Raw genomic sequence first — 21481 nt, 5'->3', positions numbered from 1 at the left:
AGGGAGAATCTAACCGGACTTAAACCCAACCGCGTGGCACGGGGCATATATTTGCCCCTTAAATATCGGGCCCCGTCATTTACTCACTGACGTTACGCAGTAACGCTTTTACCCCGTTTGCCGCGCCGAGCATCGCAGGTTTTGTCGGGATCAGCCCGAATACCCATAGGGCATAAAGGGGCGCGGCAGGGATGCCGCGCGTCGGCAGAGGGGCAGGAAGCCCCTTCTGCCTACCCCCGACAAAACCGAGAAGCGCAGGAAGAAGCGGCAACCGGGCCACCTTTTCTTTGGATACTTTCTTTTCGACTGCAAGGATGCACACCCTCAGGGGCGTAAAGGAGGTAGAGCAATGCCACCTCAGGGTGGTCTGGAGACAGAGCAATTGCCGAGGCGGAGCAAAAGAAAGTATCTCGCCTTCGGGTGCGAGAACCCGATTAAAAAAACCGTCGCGACAGCGACTCATCGCTACATTTTTCAATATCGCAAAAATGACTGCGTAACATCAGTTACTCATAAGAACCAACTGCGCTTCGGGAAAAGCTTTCATGAACCTAACAATAGGATCAATGGGTTTAGCCTTATATTCTGCGTCCGTAGTGAAATACAGGACTTTTTTGTCGGTATGGATAGCCGCATAGATTTCGCCGCTGGCGTGCATATAAAGGGTAGCGTCTTCAATGGTACACAAATGCTGAGCGCAACCGCTGGTCTCCAATGCACCGGCAGTATTGATTGCAATGCCATCAGACACGCTCAGATTATCCTTGAACTGGCTAAGGTATTTACCCAGCAATTTTTTTAACGCCGCGTGTATCTTTTTATCGTCAAAAACATCCAGCGAGTAGCCGCCGCCAAACTTATTGAGATTATCAAAGCGCGTCAGATGGTCGGCGGGCAAGTTTTCTTTGCCAACACCGTTTCCGGTAACCAAAAAACTGGCTAACAACAGGCAACAAATAGCAATCGGTTTCATAGGGATCAAGATTAAGGGTTGTGTACGAAATAAAATTTATTGTAGAGACGTTGCATGGCAAGGTTTTGAAGCCTATAAGGCTACAAATCAGTGCTGAAGTTTATGCGGCTCTCACGCGTCGGCTTTTTTGCCGCTTGCCTTAGGCAAGGCCTTTGTTGTGGCAATTACGCATGGTTTTCTTATAACCACAAAACCTGCGCCGTAAATCTGCGAAAGCCCCCTAGCCATTGGCATAATACAAAAATTAAGCCGCTAAAAAAATTAACGAGTACCAAAAAAGTAGTGAATATGTCACATATTTAGTCAAAAATTAGCCAGCTTTTTGATATTTAACGGAAACGGCGCAAATTATTTTTCTGCCCAAGGCCATGCCGACCTATTTTTTTTAAAGCTTGGCGGCTAAACCGCCCAATCTAAGGGCAATGGCTATCCAAATGCGGAGACAGGGGGCATAAGTTGTATCTGGTGCAAAAAAAGGAGTTAGATATTGTGTGTTGAAGGCTTGGCGGTATGTGCCGACGCGCTACGCGGCCACTGTTTCGCCTCTTGGTCACTTCCCCGCAAACACCTCCCCCTTCAACACATCATAGCCATTAAACGCCATCCTCATGCTCAGGCGCAGATTAATGGCGCAGGCCAAAGTCGTGCTGGTGAAAATGCCCACCACCAGCGTAGATAAGGGCAAAAAACCGCGCCTGTAACCCTGCCCGCTGGATAATACTCAAATCCGCGACCACCTGTTTGTCGCATCGCCCTTAAGCGTGTTAAATCTTTGGGGAGGTGCAGTTGCCTAAGTTCTGGCGCATAAAAACCGCTTACAAGGCCTACGCAGGAATGGAATGGGTTTCAAGTAGCTTCAAACCTTAAAAGCTTTAGCCGCTATTTTATAGTATGGCACTAAGTGCTATACTGCTAAAAGATTAGGCCTATGAAGGGAACCGACATGATAATTTATAAAACCCGTTGGTTTGAAGCTTGGGCAAATAAGCAGGGCTTAAGTAACTTAGCCATTTGTCATGCAGTGCAGGAAATGCAGCAAGGGCTTTATGAGGCCGACTTAGGCGGCGGATTGTTTAAAAAACGTCTTGCCCGTCAAGGGCAAGGCAAAAGCGGTGGTTTTCGTACCTTGATTGCCACCAATAAAGGCGACCGTTGGTTTTTTGTTTTCGGTTTTGCCAAAAATGCGCGTAGCTCCATCGACAAGGATGAAGAACGCGCTTTAAAAAAGTTAGCCGGACATTTACTGGCGCTTTCGCCATCTGCTTTAATAACAGCAAGAGATCACCACGAATTAATAGAGGTAGTGTGCCATGAGAAAAGCACCGTCAGCGCTGCTGGCAGCGGTACATGAAACGGCTAAGGGTTTGCATGATGCCGGGGTTATGGGGCAAATCACAATGCGGGAGTTTGACCAGCTCTGCTTGCCGCCGATAGCCCGCTTGCAGCCAGAGGAAATCAAGCAAATCCGCGAAGCGGCGAATGTCAGCCAAGCGGTTTTTGCCAGTTTGTTAAATATCAGCGTCTCAACGGTGCAAAAATGGGAGATAGGGCAGAAACGCCCGACCGGGATTGCCCTAAAACTGTTGCATCTGGTGCAAAAAAAGGGGTTGGATAGTGTGTGTTGAAGGCTTGGCAGTATTCGCCGACGCGCCTCTTGGTCACTTCCCCGCAAACACCTCCCCTTTCAACACATCATAGCCATTAAACGCCATCCTCATGCTCAGGCGCAGATTAATGGCGCAGGCCAAGGTGGTACTGGCGAAAATGCCCACCATAATGGCGATCTGATACTTGACCGCCAGCCACGGCTCGCTGCCGCCGAGGATTTGCCCGGTCATCATGCCGGGTAATGACACCAGCCCCATGGTCGTCATATTGGCGAGGGTAGGGCTGATGGCGGCTTTAACGGCGGTGCGGTAATACGGTAGCACTGCCTCCCAACGGCTCGCCCCCAACAGCAAAAAGGTCTGGTACTCCAACTCATTCCGGCGCAATGCCGCATAAAACCGCTCCAGGGCAATGACATTGCCTTGCTGGCAATTGCCCAACACCATCCCCGCCAACGGCACCAGATAACGGGCATCGTAAAACAGCTCCGGGCGGATGACCAACACCACCAGATAAAACGTCGATAACAAAGTGCTGACCGTAACCGCCACCAGTGTGGACAAGGCAAAAAACCGCGCCCGCAGCCCCGCCCGCTGGATAATGCTCAAATCCGCGACTACCAGCATCACCAAAATCCACAACGCGTTTAACCATGGGTTATTGAGGGTGAATAAGGTTTTCAGGTAAAACCCGACCAACGCCAACTGCACACTCATCCGCACCACACCGATGAAAATATCCCGTCCCAAACGCAGGCCGACCAGCCACAACACCCCTACGGGTAACAGGCACAAGCCATACAATATCGCCAATTGCGGCGCGGCAATATCAAGCGTATTCATGGTTGACCTCCGACAAACGCCCGTCCGCCATACTCCACACCTTAGCGCAACAGGCCAGCCAATCGGGGTCATGGGCGACCGATAACACCGTCAGGGCGGGGTCGGCAAACACTGCGAACACTGCTTGTTTACTGTCCTCATCCAAGGCGCTGGTGACTTCATCAAGCAGGTAAACGCTTTTGCCCAATAACAGCCCCCGCGCCAGAGCCAACCGTTGCTTCTCGCCGCCGGATACCCGTGCACAGTCCTGTGCCAGCAACGCCGGACTTAGACCTAACCGCGCCAGCACCTCCTCCAACCGCGCGGGGCTGGGTAGCGCGTCGCGGTGGGCCTTAAACCGGAACGGCAATAACAAGGCCTCATGCACCGTCTCTGCCCCCAGCACTGGCTCTTGGCCGATATAGGCGGTATGGTGGCGGATAAGCGCCAAGGTCGCAACATTCAAAGGCTGTCCCTAAAATTCAATCACCCCCTCTTGTACAGGCAATAGGCCGAGCAAGGTTTTCAGTATCGTGCTTTTCCCCGACCCCGATTTGCCGCATAACACCGCCTTATCGCCGCTGTTAACGGTAAAACTGACATCGTGGAGCAGGGTTTTGTCAGGGACACTGACGGTGACATGGGAGAAACGGATAATCGCGGGCATGAGTGGGGTTAGGGCAGCAAGGGGTGTTGCCATGATAACCCTTATCTGGCCTGAAACCCATGGCTTTGAGGGGGTTTACCATACAAAGCGGGTAGGCTCTACAAGCGGTTCTGCCCGACACCAATCTTGTGTACCTCAAAATAGCCGTTTTAAGGATATGAGGGGGTGGCAAAAGATACGTTTTATTCGGGGTGGTTTGTCAGGCAAAAACAGCCTGCCCGACATTAAATGCCGCCAATAAAAAGCCGTTGACATGTACGCGTTATCGCCGTACACTCGAAAAAAACGAGGTTAGCCATAATGACACCAGAAACCCATCGTACCGCCCGTGTTGAAGCGCGCATTTCCCCCGATGCCCTTGCCCTTGTTCGCCGTGCCGCTGAACTTCAAGGGCGTAGCGTCAGCGATTTTATGGTGACGGCGGCACAAGAGGCCGCTAACAGGATCATAGAAGAAACCAATATTGTCCGCTTGTCGGCGGAAGACCAGCTGCGCTTTTATGAGTTGCTGCTAAATCCGCCTGCCCCCTCTGCGGCTATGCTCAAAGCGTTTGAGCGTCGCCGTGAACTGTTGGGCATTGAGTGATACCCCGGTTTCGCATAGAGCCGCTTGCCAGTAACCATAACCGCTCCGCGTTTACCTGCTGAACCCCTGCACTTGACCGTTACTTGCGGGAACAGGCAAGCCAAGATGTACGCCGCCGGGCGGCTTCCTGTTATGTCGCTGTTGACAATATTAACGGTGCATTAGCCGGTTACTACACACTGTCCGCTGCTTGCACACCGCTTAATGAGCTACCCGTTCAGCTTGCCAAAGGGCTCCCCCGCTATCCATCTGTGCCTGTTGCTTTACTGGGCCGTTTAGCCGTTGACGCTAGTTTTCAGGGGTGTGGTCTCGGCGCAACCCTTTTGGCAGATGCCACCCTTCGTGCCTTGCACTCTGAAATTGCCGTTGCCGCCCTCGTAGTTACCGCCAAAGACGAACAGGCCGAAGCCTTCTACCGTCACCACCATTTTTTGAATTTTGGCAGTCTGCCCCATCGGTTAATATTGCCTATTGCTGGCTATATCCCCCGACCTTACGCTAATTTTTCTTCCCCAAACCCAAACCCCTTGCAAGACAACCGCTTACCCGAAACGCCCAAAACCCCCCATCCCTACCCAAAAAACCCCCCGCTTGCAAGCAGTTTTCAGTATATTTTTATTTCCGGCTTTTTTACTTCCAACCACTACATATTGTGCTAAGATAATTAAAAATAACTACATATAGCCCCAAAGCCATGCTTTAGCTGCCACTTAAGGCGCTGATTTATGGCTTGTTTTTTTACCCGTATCCTTTTACCCCCAGGACAGCCGTCAATGTCAGCACAACTCCATGTCATCCCCCAATCCGTCACCGAAATCCCGTTCCAAGACGCGTCTATGGACATCTGGGACACCAAATACTGCCTAAAAACCAAGGCGGGCGTGACTTTAGACACTACCATCGACGGCACTTACCAACGGGTCGCCAAAGCCCTGTCCGAAGTCGAGCAGGGCAAAGCCAAACAAGACCAGTGCTATAAAGACTTCCTCTGGGCCTTGCGCCAAGGCGCAATCCCTGCCGGACGCATCGTCTCCAACGCGGGCGCCTTAGAGCACAAACCTGCCACTTCGACCATCAACTGCACCGTGTCCGGCATCATCGCCGATTCGATGGACGACATCCTGCACAAAGTCCACGAAGCGGGCTTGACCTTGAAAGCGGGCTGCGGCATCGGTTACGAATTTTCTACGCTACGCCCAAAAGGCGCGTATGTGTCCGGTGCGGGCGCGTACACCTCCGGCCCTTTGTCGTTCATGGATATTTACGACAAAATGTGTTTTACCGTGTCTTCGGCGGGCGGGCGGCGCGGGGCGCAAATGGCGACGTTTGACATCGGCCACCCCGATGTGATCGAGTTTATCCGCGCCAAGCGCGAAGACGGGCGCTTGCGCCAGTTCAACCTGTCCTTGCTGATTACCGCCGACTTTATGCAGGCGGTGCAAAACGACCAACTCTGGCCGCTGTCCTTCCCGGTCACCGCCAAAGAAGCTCAAGCCGACAAGCTCGACCTGAACAACCGCGAGCAAATCATCTGGCGTGAGTTCCCGAACAAAAGCAACTACCTGGCCAACGATGACGGCCTGGTCGCCTGCCGCATCACCAAAACCCTGCCCGCCCGCCGTTTGTGGGACATGATAATGAGTTCCACCTACGATTACGCCGAACCGGGCTTCATCCTGATCGACAAAGTCAACGAGATGAACAACAACTGGTTCTGCGAAAAAATCCGCGCCACCAACCCTTGCGTGACCGCCGACACCCGTTTGCACACCCAATACGGCTTGGTGAAAATCGGCGATTTATACCGTAGCGGCGCGGCCTTGCAAGTGACCGTCGATAAACGCGCCTTGGGGCAAGAGTGCTTCGGCACCGAAGTGCGCCCCGCCAAACCCGCGTTTATGACCGCCGCCTCCGCCGACGTATACCGCGTCCGCACCCGCGACGGCTACGAGATTAAAGCCACCGCCTGGCACGATTTTTATACCCCACGCGGCAAAATCAAATTGAAAGACCTGCGCGTCGGCGACGAGTTGCTGATCCAATCCGGCAAAGGCCAATTCGGCAGCATGGGTGACCACAATTTCGGCCAGTTACTGGGCTTGATGACGGGTGACGGCCACTTCACCAACCGGGGCAAAAACCAACAGGCGGCAGTGATTAAGCTGTGGAACGACGACCGTGGCCTCGCCCCGCAACTGGTGGCTTATATCAACCAACTGCTGGCCGCCAATGCCCAAGAGCAACAGCGCACTTACCAAGTCTCTTCGGTCGCCATTCCGCAACGTAACTTGATTATGATCCGCTCGGTATTGCTGGCGCGGTTGCTGGAATTTTACGGCTTTAACAAAGCCAGTAAACTGAGTGTGCCGGAAGTGATTTGGCAAGGCACCGAAGACTGTGTGAAGGGCTATTTACGCGGCCTGTTCCAAGCCGACGGTACGGTGCAACGCGACGACAAACACCGCTACTGCACCATCCGCCTCGCCTCCAGCCACCCGCAATTGCTCCAAGACGTGCAAATGCTGTTAAGCAATTTCGGCATTTTCTGCCGCGTGTCACTGCGCAATAACGGCGAACAGCAAGCCGAGCATGAATTAATCATCGGCTCACAATCATGCGATACCTTTATGCAGGAAATCGGCTTTTTAGGCGCGGAGAAGAACGCCAAATACAGCGAATGGAAACAAACTTTAAGCCAAACCCAAGCCAATAGTTTTACCAGTGCCATCACCAGCATCGAACATATCGGCAAAGAAGCGGTTTTTGATACCACGCAAGATGATAAAAATACCTTAGTCTTCAATGGAATTTCTACAGGTAATTGTGGCGAGCAACCGTTACCACCTTACGGTAGTTGTCTGCTCGGTTCCATCAATTTGACCCGCTTCGTCAAAAAGCCATTCACCGCCGATGCCTATTTCGACTGGGACAGCTACCGCAAAACCATCAAAATCTTCACCCGGATGCTCGATAACGTCGTCGAACTGAACGGCTTGCCGTTAGAAAAACAACGCGAGGAAATCACCAGCAAACGCCGCCATGGCATGGGCTATTTAGGCCTAGGCTCCACCGTCACCATGCTGGGGATGCGCTACGGCAACACGGAGTCTTTAGCCTTTACCGAAGAAGTCACCAAAGTGCTGGCGGTCGAAGGCTGGAAAGCCGCGTTGTCCTTAGCCAAAGAAAAAGGTGCCGCGCCGATTATGGAGCAAGCATTCACCGTCACGGGCGAAATGCTCCACCAACGCCCGGAAATGCTTGCTGACGGCTATAAAATCGGCGACACCGTGGCAGGAAAAATCCTCCACGCCAAATACAGCCGTTATATGCAGAAAATCGCCCAAATCGAGCCGGAACTGGTGCAACAATTGGCGGAAACTGGCGCACGTTTTACCCACCACAGCTCGATTGCCCCCACCGGAACTATCTCCCTGTCGTTGGCCAATAACGCCAGTAACGGCATAGAGCCGAGCTTTGCCCACCATTATTCGCGCAACATCATCCGCGCGGGCAAAAAGTCTAAGGAAAAAGTCGATGTGTTCTCGTTCGAGCTGTTAGCCTACCGGCACATGGTCAACCCCGATGCCATGCCCTACAGCGACAACCCCAAGCACCAACTGCCAGCCTACTTCATCGCCGCCGATGATGTATCGCCCAAGCAGCATGTCGATATTCAGGCCGCTGCGCAAAAATGGATAGACTCGTCGATCTCCAAAACCGCTAACGTGCCGACCGATTACCCTTACGAAGACTTTAAGTCCATTTACCAATACGCCTACGAGCAAGGCCTAAAGGGCTGCACCACCTTCCGCTTCAACCCCGAAGTGTTCCAAGGCGTGTTGGTGAAAGAATCCGATTTGGAAAACACCACTTACCAGTTCACCTTAGAAGACGGTACGGTGATGGAATTTAAAGGCAATGAAGAAGTTGAATACGACGGCGAAACCCATACTGCGGCCAACTTGTTCGACGCGCTGAAAGAAGGCTATTACGGCAAGTTTTAAGCACAGCACCTGCGGGTGCAAGGGCTTCGGCCTTTGCACCCTGTCCGCCTCTCCAATTCCCACACCTTTTGGTAAAGCCTGCCTTAAGTACACAAAAGCCTCTCCTCCACATTGCCATAACGCCACGGCCTAGCTACACTATACCCCCGCCCGAACCCCGTTATTTACCAAGGATTCCGCCATGAATTTCGATATGCCCGCGCTACTGGTGTTGCTAGGTAGCTTGTTCCTGTTACTTGGCTGTACCGGAGAAATTTTCAGCAAACACCTGTCGGTCAAATTAAGTCAGCTGACCGCGCGTATTGTCCTGGCTAGCGTTGGCCTGTTCATGCTGGGTATCGGTATTATTGGCCCGGATAAATTATTATCGCCAACCCAAGCCGACGAAGAACCCGAAATAATCACCGAAGCCGCCGCCATTCCTAGCGCGTGGTTTTTCAACATCGCCGGTAGCTACCAAGGCCAAGCCACCCAAGCCACCAGTACAGGCCAAGCTTACCCTGTCCGCACCACTTTTAGCATTGACAGCAAAAATAAAATCATCGGCACTTATATCATCCAAGAAAACACCAAGCGCATCGGCGGCACCCTGACCCATGCCGAAATCACCGGCCCTAAGGCCATACAATTCAAATGGCATGACGATAACGGCAGCGGTATACTGCAAGTGGCGTTTTCGGAAGACCTCGACAGTTTTACGGGCCATTGGGGTGCAGGCAATGAGCCAGATAACAGCACCGTCTGGAACGGCGTTAGGGAATAGCGGCACGGCAAGGGCAACGCTGGCTATCGGCAACCATAAACTATTTGATTACACCCAAAAAAGGCTATTATGGCAAAAAAAGCCCCCACCGCCATTTACCAATTAAAAATCTCCCTACGCGACGCGCGGCCACCAATTTGGCGGCGGTTGTTAGTGGCCGACACCACCACCTTAGCCAAGCTGCATGAGATCATTCAAATAGCGATGGGCTGGGAAAATTACCATTTGCACCAATTCATCACAGACCGGACGTTCTACGGCAAACCCAGCGCCGACGATTGGGATGAGGTGCTGGACGAGCGTAAATACACGCTGGCGCAAATCGCCCCCACGCTTAAGCAAAAATTCCAGTATGAATATGATTTTGGCGACGGTTGGCGGCACGATGTGCTGGTGGAAAAAATCCTCGCGCCCGAACCCAAGCAAAAATATCCCGTCTGCATCAAAGGCAAACGCGCCTGCCCGCCCGAAAATGTCGGCGGCGTTTGGGGTTACGAAGAGTTTGTCGCCGCCATCCAAGACCCCGCCCATCTTGAGCATGACAGCTATCTGGACTGGGTCGGCGGCGAGTTTGACCCGGAAGCGTTCGCCTTGGCGCAGATCAACGAGGAATTAGGCGAGTTATGAGTTGTAAAAAGGCCTAGGAGCGTACCTATTTGGAGCGCGGGCATCTTGCCCGCAAAGGCGGGCAAGATGCCCGCGCTCCAAGCCGTGTACGGAATGATTTCATACCCCCAAAGCCACTTTGTCATACAGATCGCTTAAGGCCAAGTCAGTCGCCAGCGCGGCAACAGTCAGCACAGCATCCAGGCTAGTGTATTCGGTCATCAGCCATTGTTGCGGCGCTTGGCGGCTATAATGCTCGACGTGGATTTTATCTTGGCTAATCAGGATATAATCCTGCAACTCGGCAAGCTGGCGGTAGACGGCAAACTTATCGCCCCGGTCATAATCTTTGGTGCTGTCAGACAGCACCTCAACCACCAACACCGCACTACACACCGTATCGCGGCGGTCTTGCCAATACGCGGGCGGGTCTTTAATGACCATCACATCGGGATAAGTGAAGGACTCGAAGCCGGGGGTGTGGAGTTTTACATCGCCCGCCAACACGCGGTAAGGCTGTTTTTTAAACGCCAACCCAAAAATAATGCACAGGTTGATGACGATTTGGTTATGGTTAATACTGCCACCTGCCATGGGAAAAACCTCGCCTGCATAATATTCGCTTTTAAAATCGGCCAAGGCTTCGGTTGCCAGATAGTCCTCGGCGGTGTAATGGTTTAAGGCTAGTACGGAATTCATAAACGGCCTACTGGGGTTGGCTAAAGGGCTAACACAGAAAGCGTATTGTACCCCACCGCCATTGGTTAAAAAATCATCCTATTGCCGCACCGCTCTGGCGCGGGTCAGTTTGGTGCGGGTTCTGTGCCGCCCATTGCCGAGTGGTGTTGTTTCAGCCATTGCCCGACCGCCGGGTAGTTGTCTTCGGAGTCGGGTATTTCGATGATATCTTCGCCGTTCGGGTTGACGACAAAATAAGCGGGCGAATCGTCGGTTCCCATTTCCAGATGGCGTTTGACGACTAAATAGCCGGCATAGCCACCGTGGCGGATCAGTTCGAAGCTGTCGCCTTCAATGATAAAGCGTACTTTTCCCGTGTTGATGTTGATTTGGTGGATGGCATCGGCGGTTGTCCAGGCGGGGGTGATGACGTAGACAAAGTTGCCGTTTAAGGAAAAGGTCGGCGTGTTGAGTTCGGTGAGCGTTTGCTTGGGGTTGCCGGAGGCGTGGGGGGCGAGTAGGCGGCGGCTGGCTCCCGTGGTGCAATCGCCTAACCAGACGCTGTTGAGGGAATGGGAAAATTCATCAGAGGGCTGGCTGTCAACCTTGATAAAGGCGACGGTATGCCCGTCGGGTGACAAGGTGGCTTGGCTGCTGTTATCGCCTTTGCCAGTCAAGGGGATGGTTTTGCCCGTTGTGTCTAGGCAACTGATGTTACCGTCTGCCGATGTCTGTACCCGGTAGGTCTCGGCTTGGACACCTAGGGCGGTGGTGGCGGATAATAGGCTGAGCAAAAGGACGGGTAGGGGTGGCATCAGGTCACTTAGGGGGCGGTGTTAAAAACCTTAGTATAGCGTAACTAGGGTAAAAAACGAGTGCAGGGATTAACGTGCAAGCCAATAGGCCGTCCGCTAACATTACCAAACAGTATAGTTTTAGAAGGTTTGTGGTAAGGTGCGGGGGGGTATGCTGTTACCAACCTTTGGCAATGGTGCCTGAGGGCTGACAATAAAGGTATGACGATGAAGAAATTAACCCCCAAAACAGTGCTGGCTTTAGTGATGACAGGTTTAATCGCCGCCGCTGGTGTGACGGTAAGCCAAGCGGATGACGACAAGGGCGAGGCGGCGAAAAAATTGCAGCTGTTCAGCCAAGCCAAGATTTCCCTGACCGAGGCGATTAAAATCGCCGAACAAAAAATCGGCGGTAAGGCGCTGGAGGCGGAGTTGGAAGACAAGGCCAGCACGGTGCAGTTTGAAGTTGAAGTCGTGAAAGACGGCATCCTCCATGAAGCCATGATCGACGCTAAGACCGGACAAGTGCTGAAAGTGGCCTTGGAAGACGATGATGATGACAAAGACGAAAAAAGCGGCCACGATAAAGAGTAGCCTAACGGTTTGAGACCATGAAAATAGCCATTATTGAAGATGATAAGGAAACCCGCAATTATATTGCCAAGGGCCTTAAAGAAAGCGGCTTTACCGTGGATTCGGCAAGTGATGGCTTGGAAGGTTTGTTGTTGGCGAAAACGGGGGCTTATGATGTCTTGGTGATCGACCGGATGTTGCCGCAGTTAGATGGCCTGACCTTGGTCAAAACCTTGCGCAGTAGCGGCTGTACCGTGCCGGTGTTGTTGTTGACGACGATGTGCGGGATTGATGACCGGGTCGAGGGGCTGAATGCAGGGGCGGATGATTATCTGGTCAAGCCGTTTGCGTTTAGTGAGCTGGCGGCACGGGTCAACGCCCTGTTGCGCCGCCCGCAAATGACGGTGGAGCCGACCTATTTACAGGTGCAGGACTTGGAGATTGACCTGTTAAAGCGCGTAGTTAAACGCGGCGGTCAGGCCATTGAGCTGCAACCGACCGAATTCCGCCTGTTAGAGTATCTGGCGCGTCATGCCGGGCAAGTGGTGACGCGCACCCTGTTGCTGGAAAATGTTTGGGATTTTCATTTTGACCCGAAGACCAATATGGTCGAGACCCATATCAGCCGTTTGCGCGGTAAGCTGAATGCGGGCGGCAAGCCGGAGTTGATTTTAACGGTACGGGGCGCGGGGTATATTTTGGATGGCGGCGGCTAAGCCCATCACCTTTGGAGCGCGGGCATCTTGCCCGCAAGGGGCGGGCAAGATGCCCGCGCTCCAATATCCGAATCCTTAATCAGGATTACCGACAAAATCCAATTTGCCTATGGCCACGCCGTTATGGCGTAGGATGGCGTAAGCGGTGGTGATATGGAAATAAAAATTAGGGAAGACGAAGTGGAGTAAATACGGTTGGCCTAAAAAGCTTAATTCCCGGCTTGGTGTCCGTAAGGTAATCGGCTTTTCTTCGCTGCCGTTAATCTGCTCGGCATTGATGCTGTGCAAGAAAGCGACAGTTTTGGCGATCCGGGTTTGTAATTCTAAAAAAGTCGTTTCGTTGTCTTCATAAGACGGTACGTCTAAGCCGGCCAACCGTGCCGCGCAGCCTTTCGCCATATCGGTGGCGATTTGGATTTGTCGGCTTAAGGGGTACATGTCGGGAGCCAAGCGGGCGGTGATGAAAATGCTCGGGTCGATTTTTTTGGCTTCGGCATGGCTGGCGGCTTTATCGAGGATAACGGACAGGTTGTCCAGCATACGGATAAAGACAGAGACTGAAGCTTGGTACATGGTAATGGACATAGGCGGTTTTTCCGATGGTCAAAATGAGTGGTAACGGTTCCGGCAGATACAGTGAGTCTTTGCTCTTAGCCAGTGTGAGGACTTGAGACCACGGTTTGTGCCAGGAATTCAGAATATAGCTAATACAGTATAAGTTGATTGTAAAACCGTTCGCCCTGAGCTTGTCGAAGGGCTATGATGGTTCGACAGGCTCGCCACGAACGACATCATTTTATTGTGCTTTAGCTATATCCATTCCCCCTCCCCAATTTTAACCCCGACAATCTTATGGGCCTTACCCGTTTTAAGTTGGCGATTATTTATATCGGCCTGTTTTTAAGTTCATTTGTGGCGATAGGCACCAGCGTGTATCTGCTGACTTTGCATTCGTTAGAGCAGCAGCTTAAGGTCGGTATTGGGGTCGAGGCGCAACGCTTGCTGGAAGAGTATGAGGATGACGGCTTAGACGGTTTGGCCGATGAAATCCGTGAGGATGAGAACGTGGCGCATCTTTATGGTTTGCAGGGGGCGCAAGGGCAGTGGCTGGCGGGTCGGTTACGGCATTTTGCGCCTGAGGCGGGTTGGCAGATGCTGAGCGATGCCGATACGCCGTTAATTTATGCGCAGGTTATCGCTTTGCCGCAGGGCGGCTGGTTGGTGGTCGGCCAGGATGGCGCGGCTATTCAAGCCACAGGCCGGGCGATTATCCAGGCATTTTTATCGGGCATGGTCTTGGTGCTGGTGTTGGGGGTCGGCGGTGGGGTGTATTTAAGCCGGACGTTTTTGCAAAAAATCGCCGCGATTACCTTGGCGACCGAGGCGATTATCGCGGGCGATTTAAAGCGCCGCTTACCCGTCGCCCGCCATCATGACGAGCTGGATAAACTGGCGCTGTTACTTAATCTGATGCTGGATAAAATCGGTCTGTTGTTAGATAACGTTCAGCAGGTGTCCAATGACATCGCCCATGATTTGCGCACCCCCATCAGCCGTTTGCAATTCGGTTTGGCGGACGCGCTGGCCAAGCCGCAGACGGTCAGTGCCTATCAAGATTGTATAGGCCGGGCACTGGAGGAGGTGGAGCAGGTGTTGGCGACGTTTTCGGCCTTGCTGAGAATCGCTCAGATTGAGTCCGGCTCTAGGCGTAGCGGTTTTAAGCCCGTTAACTTAAGTGCTGTGCTCAAGTCGGTGGCGGAAGCGTTGGAGCCGGTCGCCGAAGAGCAGGGCAAGTGTTTGGTGGCTGATGTGGCCTCTGACCTTATGGTGATCGGCGATCAGGAATTGTTGACGCAATTGGCGTTTAATCTGGTGGAAAACGCCTTGCTGCATACGCCCGCACAAACGCGGATTAGTCTGAGTTTACAGGCGCAAGGTTCAAATCTGGAGTGGGTGGTGGCTGATAATGGCCCCGGCATCCCGCAAGCTTTCCGCGCCAAAGTCATGCAGCGTTTTTACCGTTTGGAGCAAAGCCGCACCACGCCGGGTAATGGCTTAGGCTTAAGCATCGCCGCCGCTGTGGTGGAACTGCATGAGGGGCGGTTGCAGTTATTGGATAATCAACCGGGTTTGCGGGTGGTGGTGTCGGGGCTGCAAGTGCTGCCGACTTTGGTCTCTTAGGAGCGCGGGCATCTTGCCCGCCCTTTGCGGGCAAGATGCCCGCGCTCCCTCTTGTTTCTTAATCACTTTCTTTTTAAACGCTGGCCTTTCTTTATGCACCCACGCCAAACCTTGTTGTTCTTGACCCTGCTGACGGGGTGCGCCCATTTTCAAGACCAGCCGCTAGACCCGCAGGTTTCCGCTAGCGGTCTTGAGGCGCGGAGTCTGAACAGCGGCGGCTTGCAGGCGTATTTTGCCAGCCTTAAGTTGCCAAAAGACGCGCCTTGGGATTTGGCTAAGCTGACCTTGGCGGCCTTGTTTTACCATCCTGATATGGCGTTAATCCGCGCCCAAGCCGATATGGCCGGGGCGGCGGGGCAGACGGCGGCGCAACGGCCTAATCCCAGTGTCGCCATCACGCCGACGTGGATCAGTAATATCGCCGATGCCGTGCCGTGGATTTTTGTCGGTGCCCTGAGCATCCCGATAGAAACGGCAGGCAAACGCGAATATCGCATGGATAAAAGTCGCCACTTGAGTGCCGCCGCACGGTTGCGGATTGCCGATACCGCGTGGCTGGTGCGCTCCCGTTTACGTTTGGCGTTGCTGGATGTGTATGCCAGTGAAACGGCAGTGCAGATGCTGGGTCAGCAACAGGCGTTGCAAGCGCGTGTTAACGGTGACTTACACGCCCAGCAACAGGCGGGGGAGCTCGCCACCAGTGATGTGTTGGCGGCACAATTGGCCTTAGATCAAGTGCGTTTGGGGCTGAGTGCCGCCGAGAAAAAACATGCCGACAGCCAAGCGGTGTTGGCGGCGGCTTTGGGCATACCCGTGAGCGGCTTGGCGGGGGTTAAACTGGATTTTACCGCTTTTGCCCAAGTGCCGGATGTCCGGCAACTGGCCGTTAAGCAATTGACCGCCAAAGCCCTGCGCGAACGCCCGGATGTGTTGGCGTTATTGGCGGAATACGCAGCCGCCCAAGCGGCGTTGCAATTGGAGGTCGCCAACCAATACCCGAATATCCAAGCCAACCCAGGCTATACCTGGAATACTGGGGAAAACCGTTGGTTAATGGGCTTGGCGGCGTTGCAACTGCCCGTATTTAACCAAAACCAAGGCCCGATTGCCGAAATGGTGGCGAAGCGGCAAGAAACCGCACAACGCTTTGAGGCCTTGCAACTGCGGATTATCGGCGAGATAGACCGCGCTTACGCCGCCGCACAAGCTGTGCAAAACCGCATGGCCGCCGCTGAACAGTCGCTGGGTAACCGTAAGGCGAATGTCGCGGCGATTAAAGACCTGTTAGCGGCTGGCGAAGTGGATGCCCATGCCTTGGCGACCGCCGAACTGGAGCAAAGCCTTGCCGAACGCAGCCGCTTGGATGTGCTGGTCGAAAGCCAGCAAGCCGCCGCGCAACTGGAAGCGGCTTTGCGGTATCCGCTGGGGACTGGGGCGTTTTTGGCGGGCTTGTAGGGATACTGCGTAGGTCGGGCAACCGCTTTTTGTTGCCCGACAACCCATACGTTGGTATCCAAAATATCGGACAACAAAAAATGCCTATAGCGCGTCCATTACGCTGGTTCCCAAACTCCGGTTTGGGAACCGCTCCTTCCGAAGCTCCCGCTTCGGGAATTTCAGTAGCTAACGATACCTAGTGCCTTTCTGGTCTAACCTAAGGAACGTGCATAAAATAATTTCGTTGTTTAAGGCCAACAGCAAAAAAAAACCCTGGTTAGGCTAAAACTGTAGAGACGTTGCACTGCAACGTCTCTAGCCACCTTTGGGCTGGCATAGACTTTATGCCGACACTACGCTTATAGGCTTCAAGACGTTGCAGTGCAACGTCTCTACAACGGATTTTATTTCGTGCACGTTCCTAAGCGGTTCGGTTTGCCCCTTTTGGCTGTGTATAAGGGGGGTAAGACAAATGACAATCTGGTGAATTTCGAAATTCTCGAAGCAGGAGCTTCTCGGATGGGGGTTCCCAAGCAAGGAGCTTGGGAACCAGCGTTAATTCTTACGCTTGCCTTTATTTAAAACTGGCGCGTCGGGCAGAAACAGCTTGCCTGACCTACCTATTCTGCTTATTCCCCTATCCACTTATAGGAACCCCATGGCCCCAAAACTGATAGCCCTAGCGATAACCCTGTTCTGCTTCGGTGCGGCCTACGCGGATGAGGTGGAGGTGGTCACTGAGGTGGCGGTGAAAACGGCGACCATTAACGACATCACCTTACACGCCTATGTTCAGGCCTACGGCTTGGTCGAACCGGCCTTAGCCAGCCACGGTAAGGCGGCGGCGAGTGCGAGAGTCGCCAGTCCGGTGGCGGGGATTATTGCGCAGGTGTATTGCGAGGAGGGCGGGCAGGTGCAGAAAGACACGCCGTTGTTCGCCTTGGATAAACGCGCCACCGCCGCGCAAATTGCCAAGGCCGAAGTGGCTTTGGATTTTGCCAAGAAAAATCTGGCGCGTAAACGCTTGCTAAAGCCCGATGAAACTATCTCGCGCAAGCTGCTTGACGATGCCGAGCAGTTGGTGGCGGCGGCGCAGACCGATTTACAGACCGCGCAAACTCAAGGCGCGTTGCAGACCATTACCGCCCCGCTGGCGGGTACGGTGTCGGCCATCCATTTTAAGGTCGGCGAGGCGGTCAGCGCCAGTAGCGTGCTGGCGGATTTAATCGACGCGCACCGCTTAGAACTGGTGCTGCATGTTCCTAGCCAAGAAGCCGTCGCCCTGCAAGTTGGGCAGAGTGTCGCTATTGATGTGGGTAAGGCGGTGCTGGGCGCGGGTAAGCTCAGTTTTATTAACCCGCAAATCGACCCGCTTACCGATACCGTGCTGGTGCGGGTCGAGTTGCCCGATAGTGCTTGTAGCCCCGGCCAATGCTTACGTTCCGGCCAGTTTGTCCATGCCCAGATCACTGTCGAGACCCGCCCGCACCGTTTGGCCGTGCCGTTCGCCAGTGTCGTTAATCATGACGGGCACAGTGTGCTGGCGGTGGTTGACGGCGACCAAGCGGTGCAGCGGCCAGTGGTGACGGGCTTGCGCGACGGCGCTTGGTTAGAGGTGTCCGGTGCGGGGCTGGGGGCAGGGATGATTGTGGTCAGCGAGGGAGCTTATGGCTTGCCGCCGCAAACCCGTATCAAGGTGCTGCCATGATGCCGAACGCCGCGTTTGCCTTACGCCATAATAAGGCGATTTTCTTTCTCTGCGCCGCCCTGTGTTTGGCGGGGATTTATGCCGCTTTGGGGATGCCCTCGGCGATTTTTCCGCATACCGATTTCCCGCGTGTGGTGATTTTGGTCGATAACGGGGTGATGCCCGCCAATGAAATGATGGCGACCATCACCCGCCCGGTGGAAGAGGCGGTGAAGGATATTCCGGGGGTGCGCACGGTGCGCTCGAAAACCGGGCGCGGCACGGCGGAGGTCAATGTGTTTTTTACTTGGCAAACCGATATGGTGCAGGCCGAGCTGTTTGTCCAAGGCCGTTTGGGGGTGGTGCAAAAAAGCCTGCCGCCCACCGCCACGTCGGCAGTGTGGCGGCTGACTTTTGCGGCCTTTCCGGTGCTGGGTTTAGGTTTGACTGGCCCCGGCCATTCCCTGACCGAACTCTGGGAGACCGCCCGTTATAACCTGCAACCGCGCTTGCTGCGCGTACCCGGCGTGGCGCGGGTCGGTCTGGTCGGTGGCCGCGCCCCGGAATACCATGTCGTGGTCGATCCTTTGCGCTTGCAGGCAGTCAACTTAAGTTTGGCGCAAGTCACCGACGCGCTGCTGCGCAATAATCTGGTCGCCCCATCGGGGATGCTCGAAGAAAATTATCAATTGTATCTGACTGTGGTCGATGGCCGCGTCCATTCCGCCGCCGATATTGAAAACCTGACGGTTGCGGTGGTCGGCAATCCGCCGGGTGCGCTTGCCCCCGCCGCGCTCGGCCATCCGGTGCGGATCAGGGATTTTGCCCGCGTCGAACGCGCCCCGGAACCCGTGTTTAACGTCGTCACCGCTAACGGCACCGATGCGGTGTTGTTGAACGTGTACAGCCAACCGGACGGCAGTACGCTGGACATCGCCAAGCAACTGAAAGAAGAATTGGCGGTGTTGCGCCAACAGTTGCCGCCGGATATGCAGGTGACGCTATTTTACGACCAGTCGGTGCTGGTCGGCGACTCCATCCAAAGCGTTTGGGAAGCGATTATCTTGGGGTTGCTGTTGTCGGTGCTGATTTTGTACCTGTTTTTGCGCAATTGGGGCGCGACTTTGGTGGCAGCGACGGTGATACCCGCCACCGTGTTGATGACCTTGTTAATGGTGCGGGTGTTCGGTTTAAGTTTTAACTTGATGACCTTGGGCGGTATCGCCGCTGCTATTGGCCTGATTATCGACGATGCCATTGTCGTGGTGGAGGCCATCCATGCCAAAATTGTCGCCGGCACGCCGCGCTTGGCCGCTGTGCCGCAGGCGTTGGCGGAGATTTTCCGGCCTTTGCTGGCTTCGACGCTGACCCCGGTGGTGGTGTTTATCCCGTTGGCGTTTCTTGATGGTGTCGCCGGGACGTTTTTCCGCGCCTTGGCGTTGACCATGGTGGTGTCGTTGCTGACCTCGTTGGTGTTGGCGGTGACGCTAATCCCGGCTTTGGCGGCGGCGTGGTTGCCTGCGTCTGCATCCGCGCATCAGGCGGACGAGGGTAAGGGGACGTTGGCGCGGCTGTTGGATTTTTATGCTCAGGCGTTGCGCGGGGCATTGCGGCATGTCTGGCTGGTCTTATTGGCCTGTGTGGCGGTTTTGGCGGTGGGGGTGGGCTTGTATGGGCGGCTGGAGAGCGAGTTTTTGCCGTTTATGGATGAAGGAGCGTTTGTTTTGGATTACCACACGCCGTGGGGGACGAATTTAACCGAGACTGACCGCCAATTGCAACAGGCCGAAGCAATGCTCCGCGCCTTGCCGGAATTGGAGAGTTACTCGCGGCGCACCGGGGCGCAATTGGGCTTGGGCATTTCGCAAGCCCACGGCGGCGATTTTTTGGTCAAACTGAAAACAGACCGCCAGCGTAGCACCGATGCCGTCATTAATGAGTTGCGCCCCAAACTTCATGCGCAAATTCCTGGTATAGATTGGGAGTTTGCTGGCATTCTTAATGATTTAATCGGCGATTTGACCTGGTCGCCGCGTCCGATTGAAATCAAACTATTTTCCACCGATGTCGCGTGGCTGAAACAAAAAGCCCCGCAAATTAAAGACCAACTCGCCAAAATCAGCGGCGTGGTCGATACCTTTGATGGCTTGGAGACCACCGGCCCGACCTTAAGCTTGCGGGTGCGCAGCCCCGACGCGTTGCGCTTTGGCCTTACCAGCAATGATATTGCTGTGGCGGTCAGCACTGCGATGCTGGGGCAAAAAGCCTCTTATGTGTTGGAAGGCGACCGGGTGGTGAATATCCGCGTCAGGATGGACGGGGCGGCGACCGGGCAGGCCGCGCAGTTGCGCGAGTTGCCGATCCGCGCCGCCGATGGCCGCACCGTGAAATTGTCGCAAGTCGCCGATTTGGTCAACGAACCGGGGCAATTGCAATTAAACCGCGAAGATTTGCGGCAATTGGTGGCGGTGTCGGCGCGTTTGGAGAACCGCGATTTGGGCAGCGCCATTGCCGAAATCAAGGCCAAGCTCAGTAACGACCCCAGCTTGCCGCCGGGGGTGGTGGAATTTGGCGGTTTGTTTAAGCAACAGCAGGAGTCTTTCCAAAATTTGTTGGTGGTGTTGCTGGTTTCGGTGCTGTTGGTGTTTGTGGTGTTGCTGATTGAATTCGGCTCGTTCAGCCAGGCGATTGCTATTGTCATCGGCTCGGTACTGGCCTTGTCCGGCACGGTGCTGGCGTGGTTTATCACGGGTACGTCGGTGAATATCGTCTCCTTATTGGGGGCAATTATCGGCATCGGCGTGGTGGCGAAAAACGGCATTTTAATGCTGGACTCGGTACAGGCGTTTCTTGACCAGGGCTTAAGTTTGGCAGAAGCGCTGGTCGCCTCAGGCCGCCGCCGTTTGCGTCCGGTGCTGATGACCTCCTTAGCTGCTACGTTAGGGCTGTTGCCGTTGGCTTATGGGATTGGGGCGGGGTCGGATATGCTCAAGCCCTTGGCGGTCGCGGTGATGGGGGCGTTGACTTTGTCGGTGCTGCTGTCGTTGTTGGCTACGCCGTGTTTGTATTATTTGTTGCGGCGGGGGTAAGGAAGTAAATAGTAATGTATAATCAATTGCTTGATAAAGATAACGTGCTGTCTCGTGTCGGGCAAGCGGTTCTGCCCGACGGGCCGCCTATGCCAACCTGCGCCTTACCGTTTCATCCGGTGCTGTTGGGCGGGTATTTTACAAGGTACGAAATGACGCTGGTTCCCAAGCTCCGGCTTGGTAACCCTGCTCCTTGAAGCTCTAGCTTCGAGAATTCTGGACGCTAACGTTTCCTAGTGCCGTTCGGATAGAATCTGCAAGCGGTTTTGGCGCAGCCGCTGAGTTTTTTGGAATTCTCG

General features: G+C 54.2%; 19 protein-coding genes and 1 pseudogene. 13 read left to right on the top strand and 7 right to left on the bottom strand.

The genetic code is table 11. The annotated features are described in order from the left end of the window. Nucleotides 1-502: 502 nt before the first annotated feature. Nucleotides 503-973 (bottom strand): hypothetical protein, encoded by a 471-nt coding sequence (locus tag CEK71_RS16435; RefSeq protein ID WP_088620393.1) that lies wholly within the window; start codon nt 971-973, stop codon nt 503-505. Between the two features lie 550 nt (nt 974-1523). After that, the gene (locus CEK71_RS23965; protein ID WP_269766560.1) at nt 1524-1658 is read right to left on the bottom strand and encodes a hypothetical protein; all 135 of its coding nucleotides are present in this window, start codon (nt 1656-1658) and stop codon (nt 1524-1526) included. A 258-nt stretch (nt 1659-1916) separates the two neighbouring features. On the opposite strand from CEK71_RS23965, the gene CEK71_RS16430 reads away from it, so the two are divergent. Both CEK71_RS16430 and CEK71_RS16425 read left to right on the top strand, forming a co-directional pair. After that, nucleotides 1917-2324 carry a type II toxin-antitoxin system RelE/ParE family toxin gene (locus CEK71_RS16430; protein WP_088620392.1) on the top strand — a complete coding sequence of 136 codons (408 nt, stop codon included), beginning with the start codon at nt 1917-1919 and terminating at the stop codon, nt 2322-2324. Continuing rightward, nucleotides 2284-2598, top strand: a complete 315-nt coding sequence (locus tag CEK71_RS16425) for a helix-turn-helix domain-containing protein (RefSeq protein ID WP_088620391.1) — start codon at nt 2284-2286, stop codon at nt 2596-2598. The genes CEK71_RS16430 and CEK71_RS16425 overlap by 41 nt, the downstream gene beginning before the upstream one ends. Nucleotides 2599-2631: 33 nt before the next feature. On the opposite strand, the gene CEK71_RS16420 is transcribed toward CEK71_RS16425, so the two are convergent. Both CEK71_RS16420 and CEK71_RS16415 read right to left on the bottom strand, forming a co-directional pair. Continuing rightward, nucleotides 2632-3423 carry an ABC transporter permease gene (locus tag CEK71_RS16420; RefSeq protein WP_088620390.1) on the bottom strand — a complete coding sequence of 264 codons (792 nt, stop codon included), beginning with the start codon at nt 3421-3423 and terminating at the stop codon, nt 2632-2634. Then, nucleotides 3410-4069, bottom strand: a pseudogene (locus tag CEK71_RS16415) (ABC transporter ATP-binding protein). The gene CEK71_RS16420 and the pseudogene CEK71_RS16415 overlap by 14 nt, the downstream one beginning before the upstream one ends. 300 nt (nt 4070-4369) lie before the next feature. Between CEK71_RS16415 and CEK71_RS16410 the strand changes: the two are divergent. The 5 genes from CEK71_RS16410 to CEK71_RS16390 all read left to right on the top strand — a co-directional run bounded on the left by CEK71_RS16410 (nt 4370) and on the right by CEK71_RS16390 (nt 10048). Then, nucleotides 4370-4654, top strand: a complete 285-nt coding sequence (locus tag CEK71_RS16410; RefSeq protein WP_088620389.1) for a type II toxin-antitoxin system TacA family antitoxin — start codon at nt 4370-4372, stop codon at nt 4652-4654. Between the two features lie 83 nt (nt 4655-4737). After that, nucleotides 4738-5313 (top strand): GNAT family N-acetyltransferase, encoded by a 576-nt coding sequence (locus CEK71_RS24170; RefSeq protein WP_198328273.1) that lies wholly within the window; start codon nt 4738-4740, stop codon nt 5311-5313. A 114-nt stretch (nt 5314-5427) separates the two neighbouring features. Continuing rightward, nucleotides 5428-8658: an LAGLIDADG family homing endonuclease gene (locus CEK71_RS16400; protein WP_088620388.1), complete on the top strand. Its 3231-nt coding sequence runs from the start codon at nt 5428-5430 to the stop codon at nt 8656-8658. A 181-nt stretch (nt 8659-8839) separates the two neighbouring features. Beyond that, nucleotides 8840-9421, top strand: a complete 582-nt coding sequence (locus CEK71_RS16395; RefSeq protein WP_088620387.1) for a hypothetical protein — start codon at nt 8840-8842, stop codon at nt 9419-9421. Nucleotides 9422-9490: 69 nt separating this feature from the next. After that, nucleotides 9491-10048 carry a plasmid pRiA4b ORF-3 family protein gene (locus tag CEK71_RS16390; protein ID WP_088620386.1) on the top strand — a complete coding sequence of 186 codons (558 nt, stop codon included), beginning with the start codon at nt 9491-9493 and terminating at the stop codon, nt 10046-10048. 99 nt (nt 10049-10147) lie between these two features. Here the strand turns inward: CEK71_RS16390 and CEK71_RS16385 are convergent, their stop codons facing one another. Together CEK71_RS16385 and CEK71_RS16380 are read right to left on the bottom strand one after the other, a co-directional pair. Beyond that, a complete protein-coding gene (locus tag CEK71_RS16385) occupies nt 10148-10726 on the bottom strand; it encodes a Uma2 family endonuclease (RefSeq protein ID WP_088620385.1) in 579 nt (192 codons plus the stop codon). A 104-nt stretch (nt 10727-10830) separates the two neighbouring features. Further along, complete coding sequence (locus CEK71_RS16380; RefSeq protein WP_088620384.1) at nt 10831-11520, bottom strand: hypothetical protein; 690 nt, start codon at nt 11518-11520, stop codon at nt 10831-10833. Nucleotides 11521-11727: 207 nt separating this feature from the next. Between CEK71_RS16380 and CEK71_RS16375 the strand changes: the two genes are divergently transcribed. Then, on the top strand, nt 11728-12093 hold the full coding sequence (locus CEK71_RS16375) for a PepSY domain-containing protein (RefSeq protein WP_157679330.1): 366 nt from the start codon (nt 11728-11730) through the stop codon (nt 12091-12093). Nucleotides 12094-12110: 17 nt separating this feature from the next. Next, on the top strand, nt 12111-12788 hold the full coding sequence (locus CEK71_RS16370) for a response regulator transcription factor (RefSeq protein WP_088620382.1): 678 nt from the start codon (nt 12111-12113) through the stop codon (nt 12786-12788). A 75-nt stretch (nt 12789-12863) separates the two neighbouring features. Here the strand turns inward: CEK71_RS16370 and CEK71_RS16365 are convergent, their stop codons facing one another. Then, complete coding sequence (locus tag CEK71_RS16365) at nt 12864-13373, bottom strand: DUF1993 domain-containing protein (RefSeq protein WP_088620381.1); 510 nt, start codon at nt 13371-13373, stop codon at nt 12864-12866. Nucleotides 13374-13640: 267 nt separating this feature from the next. Between CEK71_RS16365 and CEK71_RS16360 the strand changes: the two genes are divergently transcribed. From CEK71_RS16360 to CEK71_RS16340, 4 genes are all read left to right on the top strand, one after another. After that, entirely contained in the window at nt 13641-14969 is a 1329-nt protein-coding gene (locus CEK71_RS16360) for a sensor histidine kinase (RefSeq protein WP_088620380.1), read from the top strand. A gap of 93 nt (nt 14970-15062) precedes the next feature. Then, complete coding sequence (locus CEK71_RS16355; RefSeq protein ID WP_088620379.1) at nt 15063-16424, top strand: TolC family protein; 1362 nt, start codon at nt 15063-15065, stop codon at nt 16422-16424. A 640-nt stretch (nt 16425-17064) separates the two neighbouring features. Further along, nucleotides 17065-18114: an efflux RND transporter periplasmic adaptor subunit gene (locus CEK71_RS16345; RefSeq protein ID WP_088620377.1), complete on the top strand. Its 1050-nt coding sequence runs from the start codon at nt 17065-17067 to the stop codon at nt 18112-18114. After that, nucleotides 18111-21182 (top strand): efflux RND transporter permease subunit, encoded by a 3072-nt coding sequence (locus CEK71_RS16340; protein WP_088620376.1) that lies wholly within the window; start codon nt 18111-18113, stop codon nt 21180-21182. Before CEK71_RS16345 ends, CEK71_RS16340 begins: the two co-directional genes overlap by 4 nt. Nucleotides 21183-21481 lie beyond the last annotated feature (299 nt).

The organism is Methylovulum psychrotolerans (assembly GCF_002209385.1).
GTDB lineage: Bacteria > Pseudomonadota > Gammaproteobacteria > Methylococcales > Methylomonadaceae > Methylovulum > Methylovulum psychrotolerans.
Note: the sequence above shows the minus strand (reverse complement) of the source record. Positions and strands in the feature narration are given on the sequence as shown.

Coding starts and splice junctions, on each gene's coding strand:
- CEK71_RS16435 (WP_088620393.1), bottom strand. CDS start 973: ATGAAACCGATTGCTATTTGTTGCCTGTTGTTAGCCAGTTTTTTGGTT.
- CEK71_RS16430 (WP_088620392.1), top strand. CDS start 1,917: ATGATAATTTATAAAACCCGTTGGTTTGAAGCTTGGGCAAATAAGCAG.
- CEK71_RS16425 (WP_088620391.1), top strand. CDS start 2,284: ATGAGAAAAGCACCGTCAGCGCTGCTGGCAGCGGTACATGAAACGGCT.
- CEK71_RS16420 (WP_088620390.1), bottom strand. CDS start 3,423: ATGAATACGCTTGATATTGCCGCGCCGCAATTGGCGATATTGTATGGC.
- CEK71_RS16410 (WP_088620389.1), top strand. CDS start 4,370: ATGACACCAGAAACCCATCGTACCGCCCGTGTTGAAGCGCGCATTTCC.
- CEK71_RS16400 (WP_088620388.1), top strand. CDS start 5,428: ATGTCAGCACAACTCCATGTCATCCCCCAATCCGTCACCGAAATCCCG.
- CEK71_RS16395 (WP_088620387.1), top strand. CDS start 8,840: ATGAATTTCGATATGCCCGCGCTACTGGTGTTGCTAGGTAGCTTGTTC.
- CEK71_RS16390 (WP_088620386.1), top strand. CDS start 9,491: ATGGCAAAAAAAGCCCCCACCGCCATTTACCAATTAAAAATCTCCCTA.
- CEK71_RS16385 (WP_088620385.1), bottom strand. CDS start 10,726: ATGAATTCCGTACTAGCCTTAAACCATTACACCGCCGAGGACTATCTG.
- CEK71_RS16380 (WP_088620384.1), bottom strand. CDS start 11,520: ATGCCACCCCTACCCGTCCTTTTGCTCAGCCTATTATCCGCCACCACC.
- CEK71_RS16375 (WP_157679330.1), top strand. CDS start 11,728: ATGAAGAAATTAACCCCCAAAACAGTGCTGGCTTTAGTGATGACAGGT.
- CEK71_RS16370 (WP_088620382.1), top strand. CDS start 12,111: ATGAAAATAGCCATTATTGAAGATGATAAGGAAACCCGCAATTATATT.
- CEK71_RS16365 (WP_088620381.1), bottom strand. CDS start 13,373: ATGTCCATTACCATGTACCAAGCTTCAGTCTCTGTCTTTATCCGTATG.
- CEK71_RS16360 (WP_088620380.1), top strand. CDS start 13,641: ATGGGCCTTACCCGTTTTAAGTTGGCGATTATTTATATCGGCCTGTTT.
- CEK71_RS16355 (WP_088620379.1), top strand. CDS start 15,063: ATGCACCCACGCCAAACCTTGTTGTTCTTGACCCTGCTGACGGGGTGC.
- CEK71_RS16345 (WP_088620377.1), top strand. CDS start 17,065: ATGGCCCCAAAACTGATAGCCCTAGCGATAACCCTGTTCTGCTTCGGT.
- CEK71_RS16340 (WP_088620376.1), top strand. CDS start 18,111: ATGATGCCGAACGCCGCGTTTGCCTTACGCCATAATAAGGCGATTTTC.